Origin of the sequence: Acinetobacter sp. BEC1-S18-ESBL-01 (assembly GCF_014169935.1) — a bacterium.
GTDB classification, from domain to species: domain Bacteria; phylum Pseudomonadota; class Gammaproteobacteria; order Pseudomonadales; family Moraxellaceae; genus Acinetobacter; species Acinetobacter pittii.
Genome location: NZ_AP022302.1, coordinates 3287427 through 3312622 on the forward strand (window position 1 = coordinate 3287427; position 25196 = coordinate 3312622).

General features: G+C 38.0%; 26 protein-coding genes. 8 read left to right on the forward strand and 18 right to left on the reverse strand.

Features of this window, described 5'->3' with window-relative positions:
- Positions 1-37: 37 nt before the first annotated feature.
- On the forward strand, positions 38-439 hold the full coding sequence (rsfS, locus tag H7R46_RS15650) for a ribosome silencing factor (protein WP_001047580.1): 402 nt from the start codon (positions 38-40) through the stop codon (positions 437-439).
- Positions 440-520: 81 nt separating this feature from the next.
- Here rsfS and H7R46_RS15655 read toward each other — a convergent pair whose 3' ends face one another.
- Positions 521-901: a hypothetical protein gene (locus H7R46_RS15655; RefSeq protein ID WP_005066245.1), complete on the reverse strand. Its 381-nt coding sequence runs from the start codon at positions 899-901 to the stop codon at positions 521-523.
- A gap of 261 nt (positions 902-1162) precedes the next feature.
- On the opposite strand from H7R46_RS15655, the gene H7R46_RS15660 reads away from it, so the two are divergent.
- Entirely contained in the window at positions 1163-1984 is an 822-nt protein-coding gene (locus H7R46_RS15660) for an SDR family NAD(P)-dependent oxidoreductase (protein WP_005066242.1), read from the forward strand.
- A 53-nt stretch (positions 1985-2037) separates the two neighbouring features.
- Here H7R46_RS15660 and H7R46_RS15665 read toward each other — a convergent pair whose 3' ends face one another.
- From H7R46_RS15665 to H7R46_RS15675, 3 genes are read right to left on the reverse strand one after another with little or no spacing between them, the layout of a single operon-like run.
- On the reverse strand, positions 2038-3492 hold the full coding sequence (locus H7R46_RS15665) for an NAD(P)(+) transhydrogenase (Re/Si-specific) subunit beta (protein ID WP_005066239.1): 1455 nt from the start codon (positions 3490-3492) through the stop codon (positions 2038-2040).
- A 12-nt stretch (positions 3493-3504) separates the two neighbouring features.
- Positions 3505-3819, reverse strand: a complete 315-nt coding sequence (locus H7R46_RS15670) for a proton-translocating transhydrogenase family protein (protein ID WP_000230434.1) — start codon at positions 3817-3819, stop codon at positions 3505-3507.
- 11 nt (positions 3820-3830) lie between these two features.
- The gene (locus tag H7R46_RS15675) at positions 3831-4958 is read right to left on the reverse strand and encodes a Re/Si-specific NAD(P)(+) transhydrogenase subunit alpha (protein WP_002117245.1); all 1128 of its coding nucleotides are present in this window, start codon (positions 4956-4958) and stop codon (positions 3831-3833) included.
- A 238-nt stretch (positions 4959-5196) separates the two neighbouring features.
- Between H7R46_RS15675 and H7R46_RS15680 the strand changes: the two genes are divergently transcribed.
- From H7R46_RS15680 to H7R46_RS15690, 3 genes are all read left to right on the forward strand, one after another.
- The gene (locus tag H7R46_RS15680; RefSeq protein ID WP_005066236.1) at positions 5197-6123 is read left to right on the forward strand and encodes a DMT family transporter; all 927 of its coding nucleotides are present in this window, start codon (positions 5197-5199) and stop codon (positions 6121-6123) included.
- Positions 6124-6193: 70 nt separating this feature from the next.
- Entirely contained in the window at positions 6194-6604 is a 411-nt protein-coding gene (locus tag H7R46_RS15685) for a RidA family protein (RefSeq protein ID WP_005066235.1), read from the forward strand.
- 14 nt (positions 6605-6618) lie between these two features.
- Entirely contained in the window at positions 6619-7809 is a 1191-nt protein-coding gene (locus H7R46_RS15690; RefSeq protein WP_005066234.1) for an MFS transporter, read from the forward strand.
- Positions 7810-8152: 343 nt separating this feature from the next.
- On the opposite strand, the gene H7R46_RS15695 is transcribed toward H7R46_RS15690, so the two are convergent.
- The 12 genes from H7R46_RS15695 to cadR all read right to left on the reverse strand — a co-directional run bounded on the left by H7R46_RS15695 (position 8153) and on the right by cadR (position 18105).
- Positions 8153-9283, reverse strand: a complete 1131-nt coding sequence (locus H7R46_RS15695) for a beta family protein (protein ID WP_000975797.1) — start codon at positions 9281-9283, stop codon at positions 8153-8155.
- A gap of 2 nt (positions 9284-9285) precedes the next feature.
- The gene (locus H7R46_RS15700; RefSeq protein ID WP_000394712.1) at positions 9286-10509 is read right to left on the reverse strand and encodes an ImmA/IrrE family metallo-endopeptidase; all 1224 of its coding nucleotides are present in this window, start codon (positions 10507-10509) and stop codon (positions 9286-9288) included.
- Positions 10499-10771, reverse strand: a complete 273-nt coding sequence (locus H7R46_RS15705; protein ID WP_000770669.1) for a type II toxin-antitoxin system HigB family toxin — start codon at positions 10769-10771, stop codon at positions 10499-10501. The genes H7R46_RS15700 and H7R46_RS15705 overlap by 11 nt, the downstream gene beginning before the upstream one ends.
- Before the next feature lie 407 nt (positions 10772-11178).
- Positions 11179-11997, reverse strand: coding sequence for a hypothetical protein (locus H7R46_RS15710; protein ID WP_000835370.1), 819 nt, complete (start codon positions 11995-11997; stop codon positions 11179-11181).
- A gap of 296 nt (positions 11998-12293) precedes the next feature.
- Positions 12294-13361, reverse strand: coding sequence for an ArsO family NAD(P)H-dependent flavin-containing monooxygenase (locus H7R46_RS15715; protein WP_000080827.1), 1068 nt, complete (start codon positions 13359-13361; stop codon positions 12294-12296).
- 104 nt (positions 13362-13465) lie between these two features.
- Positions 13466-14419 carry a thioredoxin-disulfide reductase gene (gene trxB / locus H7R46_RS15720; RefSeq protein ID WP_001191832.1) on the reverse strand — a complete coding sequence of 318 codons (954 nt, stop codon included), beginning with the start codon at positions 14417-14419 and terminating at the stop codon, positions 13466-13468.
- Positions 14420-14437: 18 nt separating this feature from the next.
- A complete protein-coding gene (arsH, locus tag H7R46_RS15725) occupies positions 14438-15142 on the reverse strand; it encodes an arsenical resistance protein ArsH (protein ID WP_001052988.1) in 705 nt (234 codons plus the stop codon).
- Between the two features lie 4 nt (positions 15143-15146).
- Complete coding sequence (gene arsB / locus H7R46_RS15730) at positions 15147-16187, reverse strand: ACR3 family arsenite efflux transporter (protein WP_000068658.1); 1041 nt, start codon at positions 16185-16187, stop codon at positions 15147-15149.
- A 7-nt stretch (positions 16188-16194) separates the two neighbouring features.
- Positions 16195-16668: an arsenate reductase ArsC gene (locus tag H7R46_RS15735; protein ID WP_000670223.1), complete on the reverse strand. Its 474-nt coding sequence runs from the start codon at positions 16666-16668 to the stop codon at positions 16195-16197.
- A 6-nt stretch (positions 16669-16674) separates the two neighbouring features.
- Positions 16675-16998 (reverse strand): metalloregulator ArsR/SmtB family transcription factor, encoded by a 324-nt coding sequence (locus H7R46_RS15740; RefSeq protein ID WP_000373080.1) that lies wholly within the window; start codon positions 16996-16998, stop codon positions 16675-16677.
- Positions 16999-17053: 55 nt separating this feature from the next.
- The gene (gene arsC, locus H7R46_RS15745) at positions 17054-17488 is read right to left on the reverse strand and encodes an arsenate reductase (glutaredoxin) (RefSeq protein ID WP_000213577.1); all 435 of its coding nucleotides are present in this window, start codon (positions 17486-17488) and stop codon (positions 17054-17056) included.
- A gap of 224 nt (positions 17489-17712) precedes the next feature.
- A complete protein-coding gene (gene cadR, locus H7R46_RS15750; RefSeq protein WP_000480874.1) occupies positions 17713-18105 on the reverse strand; it encodes a Cd(II)/Pb(II)-responsive transcriptional regulator in 393 nt (130 codons plus the stop codon).
- A 75-nt stretch (positions 18106-18180) separates the two neighbouring features.
- Here cadR and H7R46_RS15755 point away from each other — a divergent pair, with 75 nt between their 5' ends.
- From H7R46_RS15755 to feoB, 3 genes are read left to right on the forward strand one after another with little or no spacing between them, the layout of a single operon-like run.
- On the forward strand, positions 18181-19488 hold the full coding sequence (locus tag H7R46_RS15755) for a cation transporter (protein ID WP_000537300.1): 1308 nt from the start codon (positions 18181-18183) through the stop codon (positions 19486-19488).
- A gap of 11 nt (positions 19489-19499) precedes the next feature.
- Positions 19500-19760, forward strand: a complete 261-nt coding sequence (locus H7R46_RS15760; protein WP_001048218.1) for a FeoA family protein — start codon at positions 19500-19502, stop codon at positions 19758-19760.
- A complete protein-coding gene (gene feoB, locus H7R46_RS15765; RefSeq protein WP_001086233.1) occupies positions 19750-21579 on the forward strand; it encodes a ferrous iron transporter B in 1830 nt (609 codons plus the stop codon). The genes H7R46_RS15760 and feoB overlap by 11 nt, the downstream gene beginning before the upstream one ends.
- A gap of 71 nt (positions 21580-21650) precedes the next feature.
- Here the strand turns inward: feoB and H7R46_RS15770 are convergent, their stop codons facing one another.
- Together H7R46_RS15770 and H7R46_RS15775 are read right to left on the reverse strand one after the other, a co-directional pair.
- The gene (locus H7R46_RS15770) at positions 21651-22013 is read right to left on the reverse strand and encodes a copper-binding protein (protein WP_000911302.1); all 363 of its coding nucleotides are present in this window, start codon (positions 22011-22013) and stop codon (positions 21651-21653) included.
- A gap of 33 nt (positions 22014-22046) precedes the next feature.
- The gene (locus tag H7R46_RS15775) at positions 22047-25193 is read right to left on the reverse strand and encodes an efflux RND transporter permease subunit (RefSeq protein ID WP_000561666.1); all 3147 of its coding nucleotides are present in this window, start codon (positions 25191-25193) and stop codon (positions 22047-22049) included.
- Between the last annotated feature and the right edge of the window lie 3 nt (positions 25194-25196).

Sequence of the window (25196 nt, forward strand, 5' to 3'; positions counted from 1 at the left end):
TTAGATAGTGAGTAATTGTCAGGAAAATATACCCTATATGAATTTAGAACCATCGCCCAGCGTGTCTAATTCTCACGATTTCGCAATGAACACTTCAAATAAAGACGTACAAGCTTGTCTCAAAGTCGTCCACGACGCTTTAGTTGATGTAAAAGCAAAAGATATTCTCCAGTTAGATGTTAGCTCAATTAGCAATGTCGCTGATGCTATTGTAATTGCAAGTGGTACTTCTACTCGCCATGTCAAAGCACTTGCTGACAATGTTGCAGAAGAAGCTCGAAAAGCCGGTTTCCGCCCGATTGGCGTTGAAGGTGAACGAGATGCAGAATGGATCTTAATTGATCTCGGCTTTGTTGTAGTACACGTAATGCTACCAACAGCTCGTAAATTCTATGATTTAGAAAGCTTATGGCGTACCGCTCCAGAGTCGGTTGCTTAAAATTTTGCTTTTAAAAAAAGCGGCTCTTTTGAGCCGCTTTTTTAGTTGTTAAAGGTGATATTTTTCATTACCACCTACAGTTTATTGTGTACTAACTTTTCTTTCTTCTCGAATAACTTTAAGCATTTCCTCAGTCATATTTATCTTCATTTTCTTTACAATATCACTTTGTAGCTCAGAAATTAGTTTGAGTTGCTCCTCACTTATATTTTTATAATCATCACCCGCCAATTTTTTTATATCAATTATCCCCATCCATTCCTTTTCCTCTTGTCTACATTTATAGAAAGCATCTTCAACAATATCATTTTCATCTTTATTCATTTTTATTTGAGGCCCAACTTGCCCCATCAAACAATTTGAATATTTTTCACTTACCTCCTCAAGAGGCTCTGCCAAAGTTACCGATGAAAAGGAAAAACTGATAAATGAGATTAAAAAGAATATTATTTTTTTAACCACTTAAATTCCTTAAATAATTACTATATATCAATCAAATATTATCATTCTTAGCATCCAGTTAAAGTAGAAAATAGCCAATATAGCCCCATCACATTAAATAAAAATAAATACCTCCATTTTTGATTATAGAGATTAAGTGAAAGTCCAAAAGCTGTCAGTCATCACCCATTTTTAAATTTGACATGACAAATTGTCAAATTTGCAGCACTATACAAATTCTTGAAGTCCCCACCAATAAATAGCATAACCGGAGTACAGAAAGTGAAGATATTAATTACAGGTGCTAATACGGGCATAGGTTTCGCGACAGCAGAACAACTCGTTAAACAAGGGCAACATGTGATTTTGGCATGTCGAAATCCTCAGAAAGCGCAAGAGGCACAAAACAAACTAAGCTCACTCAACCAAGGACAAGTCGATATCGTTTCTCTCGACTTAAATAGTCTTGAATTAACTAGAAAAGCCGCCGATGAAATTGCTGATCGCTATAGCAACCTGGATGTACTTATTAATAATGCAGGTTTATTTGCCAAAACCAAACAGTTGACCAGTGAAGGCTTTGAGCAACAATTTGGGGTTAATTATTTAGGTCATTTTTTATTAACTCAAAAACTACTCCCAGTTTTACAACAATCTCCTAAAGCGCGCATTATTCATCTTGCGTCTATTGCTCATTGGGTTGGCTCAATTAAACCCAATAAATTTCGCGCAGAAGGTTTTTACAATCCCCTGTTCTATTATGGTCAATCAAAGCTTGCGAATTTACTATTCAGCAATGCATTAGCAGAACAGTTAGCTGGAAGTTCAATTACCAATAATGCATTACACCCGGGTGGTGTTGCTTCTGATATTTATCGCGACTTACCCAAACCTGTCTATGCGGCGATGAAATTAGGCCTAGTACCAACTTCAGTTCCAGCCAAACTCATTACAGAAATGGCAACTGGAGATGCATGGCAGAAGCGTAATGGTGAATATGTGAGTGCACATATGCCAGACTGGAAATCCTCACATGCTAAAAATCAGCAACTGGCACGTGACTTATATCAACAATCTATGGATCTTGTAGAAAAATTTCTTTAAAAATCAGCCCAAATAAAAAACCACCCGAAGGTGGTTTTTTATTTCAAAGCAAATTAGTGGCCTGTACCGTTAATTGCTTTTGTCATATCTTCAACAACTTTCTTGGCATCACCAAAGATCATCATTGTTTTTTCGTTATAGAACAAATCGTTGTCTAGACCAGCATAACCAGTTGCCATAGAACGCTTAATCACCATGATTGTACGCGCTTTATGAGCTTCAAGAATCGGCATACCATAAATCGGTGAGCTTGGGTCATCTTTTGCAGCTGGGTTTACAACGTCGTTTGCACCAATTACAAGTACTACATCTGTTGCAGGGAAGTCTGAGTTGATCTCATCCATTTCCAAAATGTCTTCATATGCTACGTCTGCTTCAGCAAGTAGTACGTTCATATGACCAGGCATACGACCCGCAACCGGATGGATTGCGAAGCGAACGCGAACACCCTGTTCTTTCAAAAGTTCACACAACTCTTTTACAGCATTTTGTGCACGACCTTGCGCCATACCATAACCAGGTACAATCACAACGCTGTCCGCATTTGACATTAAGAAGCCAGCATCATCAGCAGAACCTGAACGGTAGTTACGTTGAACTTGTTCACCTTTATCTGCAGATGCAACTGCTGCACCACCCATTGCTCCACCAAACAATACATTGATGATCGAACGGTTCATTGCTTTACACATGATGTACGACAGAATCGCACCAGATGAACCTACAAGCGAACCTGCAACGATCAACATGTTGTTTTCAAGAGTAAAACCGATACCTGCCGCTGCCCAACCAGAGAATGAGTTAAGAAGCGATACCACTACAGGCATGTCACCACCACCCACTGGTGCAATCCAAACCCAACCAAATGCAAGTGCAAGTGCTGTCATTGCCCAGAAAGCAGTCATGTTGCCAGTTGTAAAGAAGTAGAAACCACAAGCTAACATCGCGATAAAGATGAGTGCTTGAACAGGTTTAACCCATGTACCAGAAATAGTTTTAGCCCATTTTTTCGCAGCCAATTTACCATACGCAAACACAGATGCAGTAAAGGTAATCGCACCAACGAAACAACCAACAAACAATTCAAATAAATGAACCTTACTCATGTGTGCATGCTGCACGCCAGCTGCGGTTAAAGCCGCCTCATTTTGAGCGAATAGTTCAGTAAGTTGGTTATTATGTAAAATTGCAGCAATCGCAATTAATACCGCAGCCAAACCCACTAATGAGTGCATAAGCGCAACAGTTTCTGGCATTTGCGTCATTGGCACTGTACGTGCACGCGCAATACCCACGATTGCACCTAACACCATTGCCCCAACGATCATCCAAATAACTGGGTTATTCGCAACAAAGAAGGTTGTTACAACTGCAATCGCCATCGCGATCATACCGTAACGGTTACCTTGAATTGCTGTTTTAGGACCAGATAAGCCACGAAGCGTCAAGATAAAGAGGATTGCGCCAACAAGGTACAACCAGTTTGCATTTGCTTGAATAAATTCCATGTCAAAGCCCTCTTATTTCTTTTGCTTAGGCTTGAACATTTCCAGCATGCGTGCAGTTACTGCAAAGCCACCGAAAATATTAATGCTTGCCAAAAATACTGCAATCGCACCGAGTACGCTCACCACATTCACACTTTGAAATGCAACGTTAGCATCTACACCTAAAACTGGCAGACCTACAGTTTGCAACATCGCACCTACCACAATAATAGATGACAACGCATTAGTTACCGCCATAAGTGGTGTATGCAAAGCTGGCGTAACACCCCAAACCACGTAATAACCTACGAAGATGGCAAGGACGAAAATTGTAATAGTTTCAACCATGAGAAATCTCCTTAACCACGCTTAAGCAGTACTTGACCGCCATGAGTGACCAATAGGGCTTTTTGGATTTCGTCTTCCTGATTAATCGCAAAGTTTTTCTCTTTGTCGAATAAGGTCTCTACGAAATTAAAAACGTTACGCGCATACAATGCAGAAGCTTCTGTTGCTACAGTTGCCGGAATATTTGGAACACCCAAAATTTTCACGCCATTTTCTGTAAACACAGTCTCACCAACTTTAGAGCCTTCAACGTTACCACCAGTTTCAACAGCCATATCTAAAATGACAGAGCCCGGTTTCATCTTGGCAACAGTTTCAGCTTTAATCAGACGCGGCGCATCACGACCTGGTAACAATGCAGTAGTAATCACGATATCAGCATTAGAAACAGCTTTATCTACAATCGCAGCTTGGTCTTTGATGTATTGCTCACCCGGCATCCATCCATAACCATTTTTAGCGGCATCTGCTGCACGTTGCTGCTCTTCTTCAGACATTGGTACGTCTAACCACTTACCACCTAAAGACTCAACTTGATCTTTTGCTGTAGGACGTAAGTCTGTCGCTTCAACAATTGCACCTAAACGTTTTGCAGTTGCAATCGCTTGAAGACCAGCAACCCCAACACCCATGATCACAACACGCGCAGGCTTTACAGTACCCGCAGCAGTCATAAGCATTGGGAACATGCGTTGATATTCAGCAGCAGCAAGTAAAACTGACTTATAACCAGCTAAGTTTGCTTGAGAAGACAACACATCCATGTTTTGTGCACGAGAAAGCGTACGAGGAAGCAGTTCTAAAGCAAAAGCAGACACTTGTTGATTCGCAAACTGATCTAGCTCGGTGTTACGATAAGGATCAAACATTGCTACAACAGCAGTATTTGCTGCAAGTTTCTGAATTTCCCCGCCCTGTGGTGCGCGAACTTTCAAAATAATTTGACTACCCGTATAGGCATCATCCGTAATGGTTGCACCGACCTGTTCATAAGCACTGTCAATGTACGCAGCCTTTACACCAGCACCACGTTCAATCACAACGCTATGACCAGCGCTAATCAACTTCTTTACTGTCTCTGGCGTAGCAGCTACACGATTTTCACCGACGACAGTTTCGGTTGGGATTCCGATCTGCATGAGCGTTCCTCAAGCTAATTTCTCATTGTCAAAAACATTGCAAGCTGCAATGTTTCCCCCATGTGTATTCTTTGTACAGAATTTGGATTCTAATTGAACTTTTTTAAAATACCACCCACTATTTATTTAATAAATACCCATATTTTGAACTGATGATTCACGATATTTGTTTAGAGGTGTAATATGGGAAGGTTTTTCTTTTTTTGCAGACAATAGTCTCTCTTATACAGTCCTGTATATGAAAATTTCTTTATCTTCGTTTCAAATCGGGTCTTTTTTTGCTCTTTGCTCTGCGTTTCTATTCAGTACAAAAGCAATCTTTATTAAACAGACTTATGCCCTTTCTCCATTAGTAGACGGTACGGTCCTGATGGCTTTACGTATGTTAAGCGCTTTACCGTTCTTTCTATTAATTTGCTGGTTTAACAGGCATCATAATCAGGGCATAAAAAAGAAGGATTGGCTAATTTTAATTTTTGCTGGTCTATTAGGCTACTACTTTGCAAGTTGGCTCGATTTCATGGGCCTTATGTTTATTAGTGCCTCTTTAGAACGAATTATTCTATTTTTATATCCCACGCTTACAGTCATCGTATCAAGCTTACTCTACAAACAAAAATTAGATGTAAAAAGTTTCTTTGCCATTTTTCTTAGTTATGGTGGAACCGTGCTGGTTATGCTTCAGGAGCACAACAACGCACCAATTCAGGGCAACTTCTGGTTAGGGACAAGTTTAGTATTTGCAAGTGCCGTGGCTTTCGCCGGCTATTTGTTGCTGACGCCACCTCTCATTAAGAAATTTGGCTCTTGGAATTTCACAGGGTTAGCCTTAACTGTGGCTTGTATCGGTACATTAACTCATTACGCACTAAGCACACCTCATCCGATTCAACTCCTATTACAACTCCCTTCTAGTGTAATTTGGTATGGCATTGGCTTAGGCTTTTTAGTTACCGTGTTACCTACCGTTATGCTCATGCAAAGCATTGAACGATTAGGTGCCTCTCAATCTGCAATGATTGCTTCAATTGGACCAGTTTTAACGATTTTGCTTGCCGTTGCTTTTTTAAATGAACATCTCAATATGTGGCAATGGGTCGGCTGCCTTCTTAATATTGTCGGTGTCATGATGATTACACTCAGAAAGAAAAGACTAAAACATTAAATTCTCTTGACCTCAACTTAAGTTGAGGTTGGATACTCATCTAAATTTTAATAAATGGTTGAGTTCCAACATGAGTCCAGAAATTTTTAAAATCATAAATCCATCAACTTTATATGACCCAACGCCAAACGCTTATAGTCATGTTTCTTTAGTGGAAAGCTTTAAGAATATTATTCATGTGGCAGGTCAAGGAGGCGAAAATTCCCAAGGTGAATTAAGCCCAAGTTTTGAAGAACAAGCGAACCAAGTTTTTGATAATATTCAACATGCTTTAAAAGCGGCCAATGCAGAGCTTAGCAATATTGCTGTATTGAGAGTTTTAGTTGTTGACCACTCGGTCGAAAAACATCAAATTTTGATTAAAATTATGCAAAATTTATGGAAAAATCATCCTTTTCCTGCCTGTACACTTATTCCTGTGCCGCGCCTTGCGCTAGAACACATGCTTATTGAAGTTGAAGCAACGGCATACACCCAATAAACTGAGAGAACGTCATGTCTACCTCTGAAGATATCAGTCAAAATAAACCTTTGCTTTGGTTGATGGCAGCAGCATGCGGTTTATGTGCAGGTGTGAATTATTATTGTCAGCCTCTCATTCACTCTATTCAGCAAGAGTTTGCTGTAACTCAAGCACAAGCCGCTTTAACAGTGACATTTGCTCAGGTGTCTTATGCCCTCGGTTTACTCTTTATTGTCCCATTGGGTGATATTGTTAATAAAGCCAAAGCTATTCCGTTTTTGATGGTGCTTTGCGCAGTTGGTCTATTTACATCTGCTTTTGCTGTGAACTTACCCATGTTGTGGATTGGTACAATTTTAGCGGGATTATTTTCTGTTGCTGCCCAAGTCCTCATCCCACTTGCCACAATGACCGTAAAACCCGAGAAAACTGGCGAGATCATTGGTTTTTTAATGAGTGGCTTATTGGTCGGAATTTTACTCTCTACCAGTTTAGCTGGCTTATTTTCCAACCTTTTCCACTGGAAAGTAGTGTATGTCGTCAGCGGCATATTAATGCTTCTGTTGGCATTTACCTTAAAAAGTCGCTTACCTTATGTCTTGCGTATGAAAATGAACTATGGACAAATATTTGTTTCCATGGCTCAACTTTTAAAAGAGGAAAAGCGACTATTATTAAGAGCGCTTACAGGTGCTTTCGCCTTTGCCGCAGTAAGTATTCTGTATTCCACCATCGCCTTACTTTTAACTTCGGCACACCATTTGCCCGATCTATTTATCGGACTAGTCCCACTAGTTGGTATCTTTGGGGCATTATCAACACGCTATATTGGTAAATATGCCGACCAAGGCTACACAAGGTTACTTACGTGGATGGGTTGTGGACTGTTTTTGGTGAGCTGGCTTTGTTTCTATTTCGGACAAACCCTCCTTTCTAGTTATGTTATTGGCTTTGCTTTAATTCAATTAGCACTCGCGCTCGTTCATACTAGCAACCAGAGCATTATTTTCCGTTTACGTCCAGATGCTAAATCTCGTATTAATGCCATCTATATGACAACTTATTTTATTGGAGGAGCTGGTGGCTCTGCCTTAGGGATTTTTGCTTGGAATCATGGCGGGTGGACTATGACATGTGTTGCAGGTGTAGCTCTTGTTCTGCTTTGTATTTTATTTAGTGTCATTGATGCTTTCTTACAAAAAAAGCAGCTCGCTCACTCATAAAGTAAATTGTTATAAATCATCTTTCTATATTCAACATAAGGGTGGTTATAAATTACTCGGTTAAATGCCACTGTCGATTCAAGGCTAAACCCCGTATAATGCTGCCCTTTCATTAATTTAGCGACTTTTGGGTCTATTGGCTATGCAATCACTTCAATCGTTACAACCTCGTATTTCTGTCGCACCTATGATGGATAGGATCAACTAAAATAAAATATCATTTATTATTAAAAACTTAGAAACAAAAATAAAATTCATGGTGTAAATTTAGTGTAAAAATTTAATTACTGAAAAATAATTTAAAAATCCAGCCCATTTATGAATGGCTGGATTTTTATTTGATCTATTTTTGATAAGCTAGCTCAAAAGATCCTATTTCCTCTAAGACATACCGAATGTGGTGGCTCGTATCAATTGCAACCCATTGCGTAGGATTTCCTATAAAATTATTAATACCGTGCGCACATTCAAAGATTTTATTGTCTCCCCAACTAAAGCTTACATCTTCATAATAGATAGAATTAATTAATCTCATTGCTAGCTGCTTTCTATGCCCATGACTTCCACCATCTCTAGAAAATGGATGGCCTCTTACGACATAGTAATTTTTATCTATAGTGTAGATAATTTTTCCATTCGTATGTTGATTAATAATCTGCTTTTCTGGAGCTGGATGTCTTGCTCCATGATCTGCAAACTTCAATTTAACATTAGGGAACATGTTTCTTAAAGTCTGCCATACAACCATTTCTTTTCGAAGTACTGGACCATCCGTATCATGATCTTCAATGGCTTCTGCAACGCTTGAAGGATATGAAGCTCCACTGATAGAAATGTATTTAAAATCATATTCAGTTAATACTTCTAAAAAGTCTCTAGACTTGCTTAGCATCTGTTCAATTGTTATACGATTGACACTTACATCCCCAAAATCTAATAATATAGAACAATTATTTTCTGCTAATTTTAAATCAGAAATAATTGATTCTAGTTGTTCTTTGAAAAAATCAGGTTCATCAATATCATACATTGCCTCACCATCTAATCTAATACAAAAATAAGGAGCCTCTGGATAATTTAAATTTTTCATTGTTTGATGATAAAGACTGCTCATTTGATCAAACCAACGGTCATAACCAATTACAGGAACTACCTTTACTCCTAATGCAAACAATTTGTTATACGTATAGGTTAGGAAATGCTCACCATTCTCCAATAAAGCTTCAGATGGTTTCCAAAAATAACCATCCACTAAAGCAATATTTCCACTCCATAATTTCCCTATTTTCTCGCAACGGCTATTAATATCAACAAGTCTTGAAACCCCTTCTTTATAAATATTAGGCATTTCAAATAAAGGGTGGAAAGTTGGCTGTATTTGATATTCTAACTGCTCAGACCTAATAGGTTTTATCGCATCAAATTCACCTTGCTTCGCTTTCATGATTGGGACATATTCTGGAATTTTCATCATCTCTACTCCTCAACACTTAATAAATGAGAATTGGTTAATAATGCCTTGACCTGATATTGACCAACCAAGTCTGAAAATAAGGTGTAATTTCCCAACTCTTTTCGAATACGCCCTGCAATGATTGCTGGATGAACTCTCAACTCTTTAGCCAACTTTTCAATAGATTCTTTACTTGGTGAGATAAATGCCTCTGTACGTCTCAAAACTCCTCTTGGTATAAATGCCTCTCTTGCCAATCGATTTGCTTCAGCCTCCCTCCGATCCTCCATACTTGATGAATCTAAATCATCGAGAAATGCTTCTGTTTCATCAACATGCTTCCAAATATGTGCGCATTCATGTAGTAACGTAAACCAAAAATTATCCAATCGGTCATATCGTAAACTTAGCCCAATAATAGGAGTGCCGTCACTGTCCTTCAATGCCGCTCCATCAAGATGCGTACCCTTAAGATGAGGCTCAATGACTACAGCAATTCCATGCTTTTCTAAGTATTCAATTGCTAATATTGGCCCATGCTCAAACCAGCTTAATTGAGCTAACTCTCTTAAAAAATTACTATTTATTAAATTAGGGTCATATTTTCCTAGACTATCTTTCTTATCTCTAGCTTGGAGAATGACTCTAGCTAGCCACGCATACAGTGCATACATCGTATTAGGTGTTTGGGCATCACCAGACAACTTTCGTTTAAAAGAAGCTGAGCCGATTTGTAACCCTGATTGAGCAATATATTTTTGGATAATACTCTCAGTTGATGCTGCCGTATCAGCAAGAAATGTTTTTAACCACCCCCTATTTTTCATCTCTTTAACAGGAAATTTAGACCAATCAATATTATTTTTATCTAATGTATTCTTTGAATTTGATAAACCAATTAATGTCTCTACCGACAGTCCCAACCCTACAGATAATGCTCGGATCATATCTACGGTTAAAGCTCTTTTTCGATTAAGAACTTCAGAAACTCTACTAGTAGTACCAAAATATGGGGCCAAATCAGCTTGTTTTAACCCTTTCTCATGCATCCTAAATAGAATTGCATCAATAGGATCAGGCGCCTCTATCGGATATTGTTTATTTTCATAATCTTCTATTAAAACCGATAATAATTCCAACCGATCACTCTCAGGACTTCCTATAGCCGGATTTAGCATAATTAAAGAATGCACTTCGTCAAGATAAGCTTGATACTGCTCTCTTGTACGAATAACTTTAAATTCCATTGTTAGCACCTTTAATGTTTACAGCTTTAATAATCGCTATTCTTTGAGAAAACGCGATTTGTAGACAAATAACCCATTTAGAGTTATGTATCGAAAATTCGAAACATTGATTTTCCAAAATAGATACTTTTGGAAATTGTTTCAGAATATCTTCCGCGCCCCGCCAATGAGCATCACGTATTTCAGAGATCCAACTTATGAGCCATTTTTTAGCAAACTCACACTCAATCACTGTTATTTTTTCAAGACCTAAAAGCTTCATTTAAAAATATTCCCAATTTGGGAATAAATTACACCATTTCAAAATACAACTCAATTCCCATTTTGGTAATTATCATAAACTAATTATTGAGAACTACTTTAATTGCTTAAATATTTATCAGTGATATGGTCTTTGTTAGATTTTTTTGAAATAAAAGAATAAATTTAATTAAATAAATCAATATTTAAAGTTTGATATGTTAGATATTGAATTGACATAAGCTGCCCATAATTCCTTCATTCAAAACCTAATTTAGTCACGGTCTTTCTAACAGAATTACAGTCTGACTAACCTCTAATGATCTTAAATAATAAATAACAGTAAAAATACTTTCTGTTATAGGGATAGGTAGTCTATAGATTGTTTTATGTATGTGGACAAATCCAGACTTGTCCACATATTTAAAATTAGGAGTCACTACCTATGCGTTTGCGTTCACGACTTCTAAAATTTTTCACATATAGGCCATCAATCATTTCTTTTGGCTCTAAAGCTAAGGCGCAATTAGCTAAAGTAGCAATTGTATTATCTGTTAACTTAAAGTCATTAGGTAAGAAACCATATTCTTTCTGACGATTACATTCAATAGCTTCAAATAAAGCTCTAAAATAATCAACTAAGGAAGCTCTCTCACCTCTTGTTGCCACTTCAGTAATAGAATCAATAGCAATAGGTACGGCCATTCTTGCATCTTCAGCGATAACTTTCATTACATCATCTAACCGAGGCCAATATTTAAGATCAAACCGACCTTGGAGTTGCTTTAATTTATCTAGCAAAGATGTTCTAAAATACGGATTATTCTGAGATGCTTCACGAATTACATTACCAATGTGATAATGGGTATCTGTCATAAAGCCAGAAGTATTTATTAACTCGGATCTAGTTTCTAGGAGAGCTGCTAATTCATGAGCTTTAATAGAAATTTGCTGATTAATCTCATTCAATTTTTTCTGAGCAGCTCTAGACTTTATTACTTCCTCTGGACTATGCATTGAAGTAATTTCTACTAACAAATCTAAAAAATTTGTGAGGGCTTGATGATATTTCCCTAGTTTTGAATACAACTCACTATAAGCATGTTGTAACTCAACTTTACGCTCAAGTAACCTATCAATGATTATATTTTCACTAGGAAGTATCTTGGCTTGCGTATTAGTAGCTTTTTTATCTAATAGAATAGCTACACATACCTCTTGAGCTTTTATTTCATCTATAGACTTCATGATTTCATCTCTGTAATTGGTTCTGCTTACAGTGTAATTAGCTCAATTAAATCTGTCGGTATCTGAGTAATAACAACTTTTGTAGTACTCAGATACCTCCTTACTCATGAAAGAGTATATAAACAGTAGACTAGTTTTATTGGGAATTATATTAAGCAACTAGAGTCTAGTTAAAATTTTCCAGTTATTGATCACTAACTAAATTAGAACCAATACCACCAAAAAAAAATATAAGTGTTTGATATAAAAAATATATAAACCTTCTATATCTTTAGCCATCCTTTATTTAAGAATTTTTAATCTATAGCTAAGTAAACAGCTATTTCATCGACTACTGCTTTGGCTGTTCTAGAAACCCCAATTAATGTTGCCGATGCCATGCCTGTCCATTCACCATAACCAACTAGCCAAAGGTTGTTTATTTTTATTGAACGCCCATCATTGACAGCAACAGTCTGATTAGGTTCTATCACTCCTAGACTCCTTAAGTGATTTAGGGATGCTTTGAAGCCTGTACACCAAATCACAGCATCAACCAATTGTGTTGAACCATCCTCCCAAACAACCGAATATTCTTTAAATGCTTTAAAGGGTTCTCTGCTATGTAATACCCCACGTTCACGTGCATCTTTGACACTATCAATCATGACAATATCCCCTAGACCACCAATGGGTTGATCAACTATTCGTCCCTCCTGTTGTGCCTTCAAACGTTCTGTTGCTCGAAGGAATAAAACACGCCCATCAACATCATCCGATAAAAATTGAGGAGGATTTACTGTGATCCAAATAGTGTCTGCAACTTCTGAAACTTCAGCAAGAATTTGAGCACCAGAGTTACCTCCTCCTATCACTAGAACCTTTTTATTAATAAAAGGTTCTGGATTAACATAATGTGCTGAATGGGTTTGTATTCCTTTAAATCTTTCTAATCCTTCGTAATGTGGAATATAAGGCTGACTCCATGTACCTGTAGCACTGACAACGGCCTTTGCTCGCCAATATTTATCACCCGCATATACATCTAAGCAGTCATTTTTTTTCTCAATATGATCAACATGTATAGGTCGAATGACAGGAAATTGATAGCGTTGTTCGTATGCAGATAAGTATTGAATCACCTCATTCCGCGTTGGATAAGTTTGTTCAGTTTTTGGCATCATCCAGCCCGACAACGAACTCCAAGTATTTGGAGAAAAAAGACGTAAAGACTCCCAAGCATGTAACCATGCACCACCTGCCTGATTTTGGTCATCTAAAATCACAAATGGAATTTTCTTACGTTTTAAAAAATAGGCTGTAGCAAGAGCTGCTTGTCCACCACCAATAATGACTACATCTACTTCAGCTTGTAATTGAGACAAATTATCTCTCCCTCTTCTTTATTGTCATAAACAAAATCAAAAGCCCAGCCTGTTTAACAGACTGGGCTTATTTCTTAAAACTTTCAAGTGATTGAATTAGCTTTTCAATCGTTCAATTGATCTAGATATTTTTCAGCATCTAGAGCAGCCATACAGCCTGACCCAGCTGAAGTAATCGCTTGACGATAAATGCTGTCAGCGACGTCACCAGCAGCAAAAACACCAGCTACAGAAGTTGCTGTTGCATTACCAGAAGTACCGCTTTGTACTTGGATATAGCCATCACGTAAGTTTAATTGACCATCAAACATTCCAGTATTTGGTTTGTGGCCAATTGCAACGAATAGACCATGAACCTCTACGTCTTGCTTAGACTCATCTTGAGTTGATTTAAGGCGAACACTTGTTACACCAGTATTGTCACCCAATACTTCTTCAACTTCGTGATTCCAGATAATGCTGATTTTGCCTTCTTTTTCTTTAGCAAATAAATGATCTTGCAAAATCTTTTCAGAACGTAAGCTATCACGGCGGTGTACTAGCGTTACATGTGAAGCAATATTTGATAAATAAAGCGCTTCTTCAACAGCAGTGTTACCACCACCTACAACCATTACTTTTTGGTTTTTGTAGAAGAAACCATCACATGTTGCACATGCGCTTACGCCTTGTCCCATAAAGTTTTGTTCAGACTCTAGGCCAAGATATTGAGCTGTAGCACCAGTTGCAATAATCAAAGCGTCACATGTGTACTCTTCCATGTCACCTTTTAAAACAAAAGGACGTACATTTAAGTCCACTTCGTTAATATGGTCATAGACGAGTTCTGTACCAAAGCGTTCAGCATGTGCTTGCATACGATCCATTAATGCAGGACCAGTTAAACCTTCAGGATCGCCCGGCCAGTTGTCAACTTCGGTTGTTGTTGTAAGTTGCCCACCTAGTTGTAAACCCGCAATTAAAGTAGGTTTAAGGTTTGCACGCGCTGCATAGACAGCTGCACTATAGCCCGCAGGGCCAGAACCGAGAATTATCAGACGTGAATGTCTACTTTGCATTTAGTTCTCTCCAATGTGTTACAGACTACGCTGGTTAACACGTTTAGATAATTCTTCAGCAGATTCTTTACGCTCAGAATATCGATCAGTTAGATACAGGCTTTGTCCACGCGTAAGTAATGTAAACTTATAGAGTTCTTCCATCACATCTACTATACGATCGTAATAAGAAGATGCTTTCATACGTCCATCTTCTTCAAACTCTAAAAAGGCTTTAGGAATTGAAGATTGATTCGGGATTGTAATCATCCGCATCCAGCGCCCCAAAATACGCATCTGGTTAACGCTATTAAAAGATTGTGAACCACCACTAACTTGCATAAGTGCTAAAGTTTTACCTTGCGTCGCACGTATTGCACCACCAGCCAAAGGAATCCAGTCGATTTGGGATTTAAAAATAGAACTCATAGAACCATGACGCTCAGGTGAACACCAAACCATACCCTCTGACCAAGCCAAAAGTTCATGCAATTCTTTTACTTTTGGATGTTCAGTATCGGCATCTTCTGGCAAAGGCAATCCTTTCGGATGAAAGATTTTCACCTCAGCACCAAACTCCTCCAAGATTCGTCCTGCTTCCATCACCGCTAAACGACTATAAGAACGTTCACGATTCGAGCCATATAACAATAAGATGCGTGGTGCATGATCCAGTGCTTTAGCTTGAACTTTCTCTAAAGTAGGTCGATCAAGAAGATTCATATCAACATTTGGGAGATTCATAGATTTACACCGATTCAAAATACTTTTTTCTTAGCCATAAAGAGACACTGACCAAAGCAATCAAAACTGGTACTTCAACTAATGGCCCAATGACTGTAGTAAATGCCACAGGCGATGCTAAACCAAAGGTTGCAATGGCTACAGCCAGTGCTAACTCAAAATTATTACCCGCAGCAGTAAATGAAATTGCTGTAGTTTTTGGGTAGTCATTACCCATCCACTTACTCATAAAGAAACTAATGAAGAACATTACGATAAAGTAAATTGTTAATGGAATCGCAATTCGAATTACATCCAAAGGCAGACTCACTACATCTCCACCTTTGAGACTAAACATAGCAACAATAGTAAACAGTAATGCCAATAGACTTAATGGACTGATCTTCGGTAAAAAGACATTTTGGTACCACTCTAAGCCTTTGGCGTTGACTAAGATCAAACGGGTCAAGAAACCAAGAAAAAAAGGAATACCCAAGTAAATTAATACCGCGTGGGTAATCGTCCAAAAATCCACATTGATTACTTGCCCAGCAATACCAAAATAAGGTGGTAAGAAGGTAAGAAATAACCAAGCATAAGTACTAAAGAACAAAATCTGAAAGATACTATTGAATGCAACCAATGCTGCTACATATTGGTTATCGCCGCAGGCTAAACCATTCCAAACTAAAACCATTGCAATACAACGAGCTAATCCGATCAGGATTAGTCCAGTCATATACTCTGGATAGCTATGCAAAAAAATAATTGCTAATGCAAACATTAATACAGGAGCAATAATCCAGTTCTGTACTAAAGACAAAGTTAATGTTCTTTTGTCTTTAAATACTTGTGGTAGAGCTGCATAGTCCACTTTGGCTAACGGTGGATACATCATCAGAATCAAACCAATCGCAATTGGAATATTGACAGAATCCACACTCATTTTGTCTAAAGTAACGGAAGCTTGAGGTAAGAAGACACCTATCGCAATCCCCAACCCCATCGCAATGAAAATCCATAGCGTCAGGTTACGATCTAAAAATGACAGTCTTTGTTGAGCCATGATTTTCTCATTCAATATCTGATATGTGATTGATTGCAGCAATTAATTCAGGACGAGACATATTTGCTGTATCAAGTGCAAATAAAGCATCTAAACGACGGTTGATATGGTCTACTGTCACTTGGAAAGCTTTTAATTTTTCCTCTTTAGGCAAGTCTAAATGTGATGGATCAGCCAAGCCCCAATGTGCCTTGATCGCTCCCCCCAAATAAAGAGGACAAGCTTCTTGAGCTGCTGAATCACACACAGTAATCACTACATCAGGTTTATATTGCTCACAGTCATCAATGGTTTTACTCCATAAACCTTCTGTTGAAAGACCAAGGTTTTCCAAAGTTTCAATAGTCAATGGATGCACCTGTCCTGATGGCTTACTACCTGCACTGTATGCTTTCCAGTCATGAGGAGCACGACTGTTAAAAAGCACTTCAGACAAAATGCTACGACAACTATTTCCAGTACACAAAAAAAGGAATTTCATAATCTATTACTCACAATAACTATTTATAGAAAGCGTGTTGGTATTGCTTACAACTTGACTAGATGATGTTTTTTTTAAAGTATCTAGAATTTCAAAACACCATGCTGGAAGTTGTTGATTAATGCTGTAGTACACCCATTGGCTTTGTCGTCTGTCTTGTAAGAGACCAGAAGAGCGTAATAAAGCTAAATGCCTAGAAATCTTTGGTTGACTCAGTTGTAGCTTTTCTGTCAGATCACAAACACAGAGTTCTTTATTCTCAGCAATTAAAGTGACAATATTGAGACGGGTTTCATCTGATAAGCATTTAAAAAAATTAACTTGATCCATCTTTGCTACCTATAAATTTGGATATGCAGATAATCACATACAAGAACTAAATTTTTTAATTTACTCTCTGACCATTTTCGTCGATCACTTGTTCACCATCTTCTTTAGTGAAAGCACCTTTTTGTGGTAATGGCAGAATATCCAAGACAACTTCTGAAGGACGACTTAAGCGAGTACCTAATTCAGTAACAACAAATGGTCGATTAATCAAAATAGGATGTTCAAGCATAAAACTGAGTAGTTGTTCATCACTCAAATCACTACGATCAAGCTGTAAATCCCGATAAGGATCTACATTCTGACGAATAGCCTCTCTTACTGTTAAGTTTGCATCCTGAATCAATTTAACTAATTCGTCATGACTAGGTGGTGTAATGAGATATTCAATAACGGTTGGTTCAATTCCTGTATTGCGAATCAAAGCCAAAGTATTCCGAGAGGTGCCACAAGCAGGATTGTGATAAATCTTTACATCTAATGAAGTTGTCATGAAACTGGGACCTCTAATATATTAATATCTTTATATATGAATTAGCATATATATGCAACTTCATATATGATGGTCTGCAAAATACAATCCATTAAATAAGCTAGTTAAATTTGAAAAACTGCTGTAAACAATTCATTTTAGATTAAGAATTTAGCAATAATATTAAATAAGCCAATATACGTATCAGTAAGTTTGAGAAACAAATGTGATCACTAACTTTTTATTCAGGCTAACTTCTTCAGTACACCACATTTGTCCACTGTACATAACCCATCACAAGTCTTTCTTATTTCTAATAGCTGCTGTATGAGTTTCTGCTGATTCCGAATATTTTCCTCTACATCGTTAATATGTGAATCGATAAGCTCATTCACATCAGAACAATTTAGATTAGGCAGATCCTTATAATTTAGTAATTTTTTGATTTCAATTAAGTTCATATTCAAAGAACGACAATTCACAATGAATTTCAACCGATCAATGTAATCTTCAGTATATAGTCTATAGTTACCTTGAGTTCGATCAGGTTGCGGGATTAAACCTTCTTTTTCATAAAACCGTATTGTCAGTACTGAGCACGACGTTTTCTCAGAGAGCTCTCCTATCTTCATAAACATTAGAAATACTCAAAATCCAACTTGACTCTATAGTAGCTATAGAGATTTTAATATGCAATAAGTAAAGATATGACTATGGGCACATCAATGAGTGGTTGCGGTTGTAATAAAGAAAGTTCTTGTGAAGACACTAAGCAAAATCAAAATGAATCAGAAACAAATTCTGGTAACAGTAAAGATTTAACTGCTGAAGAAAGTAAAAGCTCTTGTTGTGGTAATGAAGTACCACAACAATCTAAGCCAGATGAAAAAGATTCTTGTGCTAGTACTCAGCCATGTTCTACGCAGTCAAACTCATGTTGCACCCCAGATTCAATAAGTTCACCTGAGATAATCAGTGATAATGAGGGTGTAGCGACTTTCATCAGTGACTATAAAATCCCTAAAATGGATTGTTCCGCAGAGGAACAAATGGTTCGGATGACTTTATCTTCTTTGGTAAATGTTAAGAGGCTAGTTTTTGATTTGCCGAATCGAAACCTAAAAGTTATGCATAATGGTGAAAGTAATGAAATCACTGCAAAACTTGAAGCTCTTGGGTTTGGCGCTAAATTAAATAAAACTGAAGCCTATGTAAATAAAGAGCATGCAAAAGAAATCAGTACGTTTCTGATTCCGAAAATGGATTGCTCTGCTGAGGAGCAAATGGTTCGTATGGCATTGTCTCCAGTGAGTGAGGTCAAAGGACTAATATTTGATTTACCTAATCGGAAATTAAAAGTTTTTCATAATGATGGTCTTAATGAAATTACTAGCAAACTTGAAGCACTTGGTTTTGGAGCCAAACTTGAAAGTACCGCTGCCTCTGTGGGTGAAATGCCTGAAAAAGCAGATACGTCTGAACAAGCAAAAGTTTTAAAAATTCTTTTAGCGATTAATCTCCTATTATTCTTTATAGAGTTTATCAGTGGTTTGGTAGCTGCCTCTACAGGCTTGATTGCTGACTCATTGGATATGCTTGCTGATGCCACAGTGTTTGGTATAGCACTGTTTGTTGTTGGTAAAAGTGTAAAAAAACAATTAAAAGCAGCGCATCTTTCAGGCTGGTTACAGTTAATTCTCGCTACTTCTGTAATTGTAGATGTTGTGCGTCGGTTCATTTATGGTAGTGAGCCAGAGTCTTTCTTGATGATTGGAATTGCTGCTTTAGCGCTAATTGCCAATTTTTATTGTATATACCTAATGTCTCATCAAAAAAATGATGGTGCACACATGAAGGCTAGTTGGGTCTTTTTATCCAATGATATCATAGTCAATTTTGGTGTGATTTGTGCAGGGATACTAGTTGCTTTGACAGGTTCCGCATATCCAGATCTTGTTATAGGAATAATTGTTTCACTTTTCGTACTTAACGGTGCTCGAAAAATTTTGGCATTGAAATAAGAGTATTAAAAATGAATTTATTCCAAGTTAAACCAAACGAATTTGTCAAAATTGTTGACCTAAAAAAAGGTAACCAATATTTAGATAAAAATGATCCAGTTCTCGAACGACTTGAATTGTTAGGTTTCAGAATTGGTGAAACTTTACAAGTTCTAGCTAAGGGACTTTTCGGTGGTGATCCAGTATTGGTTCAAATTGAAACTTCTCGATTTGCGTTAAGAAAGAATGAAGCTGAACGAATTTTTGTAGAGATTGTTTCAAATGAACAGTAAAAATATTGCACTTATTGGTAACCCAAATTGTGGGAAAACATCTCTCTTTAATACTTTAACAGGTACTCGTCAAAAAGTAGCTAATTATGCTGGTGTTACTGTTGAGCGGAAAGAAGGTTTTTTTAAACTACCTTCTGGTGAATCAGTTCGAGTTTTAGATTTGCCCGGCACATACAGCTTAAAGCCTACGAGTCTAGATGAAGAGGTAACAAGGGCTGTATGCTTAGGTGAGCTTGAGGGTGAGGTTCTACCTGATATATATGTATGTGTGGTTGATGCCACTAATTTACATTTACATTTAAGTCTTGTGCTTGAAATAAGGGCATTGAATCGACCAATGCTTCTTGTTTTAAATATGATGGATGAGGTCAAAAAGCGTGGTATTTCGATAGATATTAATAAGCTATCAGAATTGTTGGGTATCCCTGTTATTGAGGCTGTTGCCGTTAAAACTAAAGGCGTGCAAGAACTACTAAATCAATTAGATCAAAAAAATCTATTTGTCACTCCTTATCATTCTGATCTGAATCATTTTGATCAGATTAAAAATATTACTAAACAGGTAATTTTAAAAAATGATAACGGTGATGCAAGAACAGCTTTCTTGGATAAAATTTTCTTACATCCTGTACTTGGTTTAGTCATCCTAACGCTTACCATGTTTGTCATGTTCCAAGCCGTTTTTATCTGGGCACAACCTTTTATCTCATTAATTGAAAATGCAATTGCTTGGTTAGGTAATACAATTGGCCCGCTTATTACTCATCCATTACTTAGAAGTCTTATTGTTGATGGGGTAATCGCTGGATCGGGTAGTGTTTTGGCTTATATGCCGCAGATCCTTATCTTATTCTTCTTTATTTTAATTTTAGAAGAATCAGGTTATTTGCCACGAGCAGCATTCCTTTTGGATAAATTAATGTCCAAAGCTGGTTTAAGTGGACGTTCCTTTATTCCACTATTGTCTAGTTTTGCCTGTGCTATTCCTGGTGTCATGGCAACACGAAGCATTAGTTCGGAAAGAGATCGTCTAGCAACCATTATGATTGCGCCATTAATGACTTGTTCTGCAAGATTACCTGTTTATGCTTTGCTAATTGCGGCATTCATTCCAAACAAATTAGTTTATGGTTGGTTGAGCCTACAAGGTTTAGTTCTTTTTGGACTATATATGGCTGGAATTGTTTCAGCATTATGTGTTTCTTTATTTTTGAAACTAGTTAGAAAAGATAAAACAGAAAGTATTTTTATCTTTGAGTTGCCTACTTATCGATTGCCAGATATTCGAAACGTTGCATTAGGACTTTATGATCGAGCTACGATCTTTCTAAAAAGAGTTGGTGGTATTATCGTAGCATTATCTATATTGCTTTGGGTGTTGGTTACGTTCCCTCAACCACCTGAGCATGCCACGATGCCTGCTATCAACTATAGTTTAGCTGGACAACTTGGACACATTATTCAGCCTATATTTGCACCTATTGGCTTTACTTGGGAAATCTGTATCGCATTAATTCCTGCTATGGCTGCAAGGGAAGTTGTCATTGCTGCTTTAGGTGTAATTTATGCTATGTCTGGAGATGAAGATACTGTAACTCAAACATTGTTGAGTCAAATCTCTGGTCCTGATGGTTGGGGGCTAGCTACAGGGATGTCATTATTAGTTTGGTACATTTTCGCACCACATTGTCTTGCAACATTAGCGACCATTCGTCGTGAAACTGGTAGCTGGAAACAGCCTGTTATTATGGCGACTTACTTATTTGGGCTTGCGTATTTCTTTGCCTTCATTACATATCAGCTTATTAGTAGACTTTAATCAAAATAAGAATATTTCATAAAGAAAAATGGATGCCTTCGCATCCATTTTTCTTTTAAGTATCAAACTGATTATGAGCTTTTTTTCACAGCAACAATAATCTGACTCTCACCCTCTATTTTTAATTCGAAGTCAACCTTTTCCCCTACAGTTAAACCATTCAATAATGCTGGATCTGCAACTTTAAAGCCCATGGTCATTGCAGGCCATTTAATTGCAGGAATTGCTTCATGGTCGAGTGTTAGAATATTTTCTTTCGTATCAATAGCAGTAATCACACCAACAGCTTGAGCTGTTGCAACTGTAGATGACTCTTTACTCATCTGCTCCATCGGTGCTTCCGCTTTCTTTTGCTCTGATGCCTCATTTTTGCTACATGCACTTAACGCAGCAACAGTTGCAACAAGAGCCACAATTTTCATAAATTTCAACATAATAAAACCTCTTTTGACGAAATAATAAAACTATCAATTCTTTGATAGTTTTCTTTTGATTAAAAGCTGATATGCCGCAGGGATAACAAACATAGATAAGAGAGGGGCTGAAATCATCCCCCCAACCATAGGTAAAGCAATACGACTCATTAATTCAGAACCTGTTCCAGTCCCCAACAGAATAGGGATTAACCCCGCCAAAATGACAGCGACTGTCATTGCTTTAGGGCGAACACGTAGCACGGCTCCTGTATGAATTGCCTTATTGAGTTGTTGCTCTGTTAAGGATGCCGTTGAAGAAGATAGGCTTTGCTGTGCATGCTCAATTGCTTGCTTTAAATAGAACAACATGACTACACCAAACTCTGCGGCAACACCAGCAAGTGCAATAAAACCAACAGCAATCGCAACCGAAAAGTGATAATCACTCAAGTACATAGCCCAAATACCACCAATCAAGGCAAAAGGTAGTGTTGCCATAATCAGAACAGCATCTTGTACTTGCCTAAAAATCAAATAGAGCAATAGAAAAATGATCATCAAAGTAATTGGAATAACAACTTTTAAGCGAGCATTCGCACGCTCCATGAACTCAAACTGTCCTGAATAGCTAATGCTCATGGCAGAAGAACGTTTTACTTTTTGGTCTATGGCCTGCTTCAAATCTTGTACAACCGAAGCTAAGTCACGTCCTTGTACATCGACATAGATCCAACCACTTGGACGGGCATTCTCACTTTTAAGCATTGGCGGCCCATCTGTAATTTGAATATTAGCAACACTACTCAAGACTATTTGTTGACCAGATTCAGTTAGAATCGGTAAATTTCTTAAGGCTTCCAGTGAATCTCGAATCTCTCGTGGGTAACGTACATTAATGGGATACCGTGCCAAGCCTTCAACAGTTTCACCAATATTTTCCCCGCCAATCGCTGATGAGACGATTTGCTGTACATCTTTAATATTGAGACCATATCGCGCAGCCTGCATACGGTTAATATCAACATCAACATATCGACCACCTGTGAGCCGTTCAGCTAAAGCTGAACTAACACCGGGCACCTGTTTAGCCACTTGTTCAATTTGCTGTGCTACCCGATCAATATCTTGCAGATCATTTGCTGAAACCTTAATCCCGATTGGACTTTTCACCCCAGTTGCCAACATATCAATCCGGTTACGGATAGGTGGCACCCAAATGTTTGTTAAACCCGGTACTTGGACTGCCTTATCTAGTTCTTTTATCAATTTGTCAGGTGTCATACCTGAACGCCATTCAGACCGTGGTTTGAACTGAATCGTGGTTTCAAACATTTCTAATGGTGCAGAATCTGTGGCTGACTCTGCGCGACCAGCTTTACCGAATACTGTTGCAACTTCAGGAACGGTTTTAATCATTCGATCAGTCTGTTGGAGTAGCTCAGAAGCTTTTGCTGCGGACAATCCCGGTAAAGCTGAAGGCATATACAGTAAATCACCTTCATCCATATTGGGTAGAAACTCCCCACCTAACCGTGTTAAAGGGAAAAGACTAATAAGGAAAATTAGCAATGCACCAAGTAAAATTGTCTTTGGATGAGCTAAAACCTTATCCAACATAGGGCTGTATATTTTGATCAGAAAACGGTTCAGTGGATTACGCTGTTCAGAAGGTAATTTCCCTCGAATCCAATAACCCATTAAAACGGGAATCAAGGTAATGGATAAACCTGCTGCTGCTGCCATTGCATAGGTTTTAGTAAATGCCAGTGGTGAGAACAAGCGACCTTCTTGTGCCTGTAAAGTAAAAATAGGAATGAAGGATAAGGTAATGATGAGTAGACAGAAAAATAAAGTTGGCCCGACCTCACTGGCAGAACGTGTAATGATGTTCCAACGGACTTGTGCTTCCAAGACTTGCTCAGGATGTTCGTGTTGCCAAGTTTCGATATGCTTATGTGCATTTTCAACCATTACAATTGCGGCATCGACCATAGCGCCAATCGCGATAGCAATACCACCCAACGACATGATATTGGCATTTAGCCCTTGATAATGCATCACCAAGAAAGCAGATAAAATCCCAAGCGGCAAAGAAACAATAGCCACCATTGCTGAACGTAAATGCCAGAGGAATAGTCCACAGACTAAAGCCACCACAATAAACTCTTCAATTAATTTATGGCTGAGATTTTCTACTGCTCTATCAATCAATTGACTGCGATCATATACAGGAACAACTTGTACACCTTTCGGTAGACTTTGTTGTAATTCAGCTAGCTTCGCTTTCACAGCAGTAATCGTTTCACGTGCATTTTTACCTGCTCGTAAAATCACGACACCCCCAACCGTTTCACCTTGCCCATTCAATTCACTGATGCCACGACGCATTTCTGGACCAAGTTGAATAGTTGCAACATCACCTAAAGAAACAGGAACACCGAAACTATTTGTTCGTAAAGGAATTTGGCGAAAATCATCTAAAGTTTTTAAATAACCAGAAGCCCGCACCATATATTCCGTTTCAGCCATTTCCAGAACTGAACCACCAGTTTCCTGATTAGCTTTTTGAATCGCCTCAATGACATTGTTTTGTGTGACACCTAAAGTAGCCATCTTGCTTGGGTCTAAGACAACCTGATATTGCTTAACCATTCCCCCAATTGTGGCAACTTCAGCCACGTTAGGTAATGTCTTCAGTTCATACTTTAAAAACCAGTCTTGTATGCTTCTCAGCTCCGAAAGATCATGCTGTCCTGTTGGGTCTACTAATGCATATTCATAAACCCAACCAACGCCAGTGGCATCTGGTCCCAATGAAGATTTCGCATTTGCAGGCATTTTCCCTTGAATTTGATTTAGATACTCCAATACACGAGAACGGGCCCAGTAAAGGTCAGTATGTTCATCAAAGATGACATAAACAAATGAGTCACCAAAAAAAGAATAACCGCGAACAGTTTTAACACCGGGCACCGATAACATGGTTGTTGTTAAAGGGTAGGTCACCTGATTTTCAACAATTTGTGGTGCCTGACCAGAAAAATTAGTTCGAATAATTACTTGTACATCAGACAAATCTGGTAATGCATCGACCGGAGTATTCTTTACGGCCCAAGTTCCCCAAGCAGCCAGAATTAAAGCGGCCAACAGGACAAATACACGATTTGCAATTGAAAAACGAATAATACGGGCAATCATAAT

Bases quoted from the DNA above. Each gene is read 5' to 3' on its own strand.
- H7R46_RS15770 (WP_000911302.1), bottom strand. From the start codon at position 22,013: ATGTTGAAATTTATGAAAATTGTGGCTCTTGTTGCAACTGTTGCTGCG.
- H7R46_RS15740 (WP_000373080.1), bottom strand. From the start codon at position 16,998: ATGGATCAAGTTAATTTTTTTAAATGCTTATCAGATGAAACCCGTCTC.
- H7R46_RS15755 (WP_000537300.1), top strand. From the start codon at position 18,181: ATGGGCACATCAATGAGTGGTTGCGGTTGTAATAAAGAAAGTTCTTGT.
- H7R46_RS15670 (WP_000230434.1), bottom strand. From the start codon at position 3,819: ATGGTTGAAACTATTACAATTTTCGTCCTTGCCATCTTCGTAGGTTAT.
- H7R46_RS15735 (WP_000670223.1), bottom strand. From the start codon at position 16,668: ATGAAATTCCTTTTTTTGTGTACTGGAAATAGTTGTCGTAGCATTTTG.
- H7R46_RS15680 (WP_005066236.1), top strand. From the start codon at position 5,197: ATGAAAATTTCTTTATCTTCGTTTCAAATCGGGTCTTTTTTTGCTCTT.
- H7R46_RS15710 (WP_000835370.1), bottom strand. From the start codon at position 11,997: ATGAAGTCTATAGATGAAATAAAAGCTCAAGAGGTATGTGTAGCTATT.
- H7R46_RS15665 (WP_005066239.1), bottom strand. From the start codon at position 3,492: ATGGAATTTATTCAAGCAAATGCAAACTGGTTGTACCTTGTTGGCGCA.
- H7R46_RS15695 (WP_000975797.1), bottom strand. From the start codon at position 9,283: ATGATGAAAATTCCAGAATATGTCCCAATCATGAAAGCGAAGCAAGGT.
- arsB (WP_000068658.1), bottom strand. From the start codon at position 16,187: ATGGCTCAACAAAGACTGTCATTTTTAGATCGTAACCTGACGCTATGG.
- rsfS (WP_001047580.1), top strand. From the start codon at position 38: ATGAATTTAGAACCATCGCCCAGCGTGTCTAATTCTCACGATTTCGCA.
- arsH (WP_001052988.1), bottom strand. From the start codon at position 15,142: ATGAATCTCCCAAATGTTGATATGAATCTTCTTGATCGACCTACTTTA.
- H7R46_RS15685 (WP_005066235.1), top strand. From the start codon at position 6,194: ATGAGTCCAGAAATTTTTAAAATCATAAATCCATCAACTTTATATGAC.
- trxB (WP_001191832.1), bottom strand. From the start codon at position 14,419: ATGCAAAGTAGACATTCACGTCTGATAATTCTCGGTTCTGGCCCTGCG.
- arsC (WP_000213577.1), bottom strand. From the start codon at position 17,488: ATGACAACTTCATTAGATGTAAAGATTTATCACAATCCTGCTTGTGGC.
- H7R46_RS15760 (WP_001048218.1), top strand. From the start codon at position 19,500: ATGAATTTATTCCAAGTTAAACCAAACGAATTTGTCAAAATTGTTGAC.
- cadR (WP_000480874.1), bottom strand. From the start codon at position 18,105: ATGTTTATGAAGATAGGAGAGCTCTCTGAGAAAACGTCGTGCTCAGTA.
- H7R46_RS15775 (WP_000561666.1), bottom strand. From the start codon at position 25,193: ATGATTGCCCGTATTATTCGTTTTTCAATTGCAAATCGTGTATTTGTC.
- H7R46_RS15690 (WP_005066234.1), top strand. From the start codon at position 6,619: ATGTCTACCTCTGAAGATATCAGTCAAAATAAACCTTTGCTTTGGTTG.
- feoB (WP_001086233.1), top strand. From the start codon at position 19,750: ATGAACAGTAAAAATATTGCACTTATTGGTAACCCAAATTGTGGGAAA.
- H7R46_RS15705 (WP_000770669.1), bottom strand. From the start codon at position 10,771: ATGAAGCTTTTAGGTCTTGAAAAAATAACAGTGATTGAGTGTGAGTTT.
- H7R46_RS15675 (WP_002117245.1), bottom strand. From the start codon at position 4,958: ATGCAGATCGGAATCCCAACCGAAACTGTCGTCGGTGAAAATCGTGTA.
- H7R46_RS15700 (WP_000394712.1), bottom strand. From the start codon at position 10,509: ATGGAATTTAAAGTTATTCGTACAAGAGAGCAGTATCAAGCTTATCTT.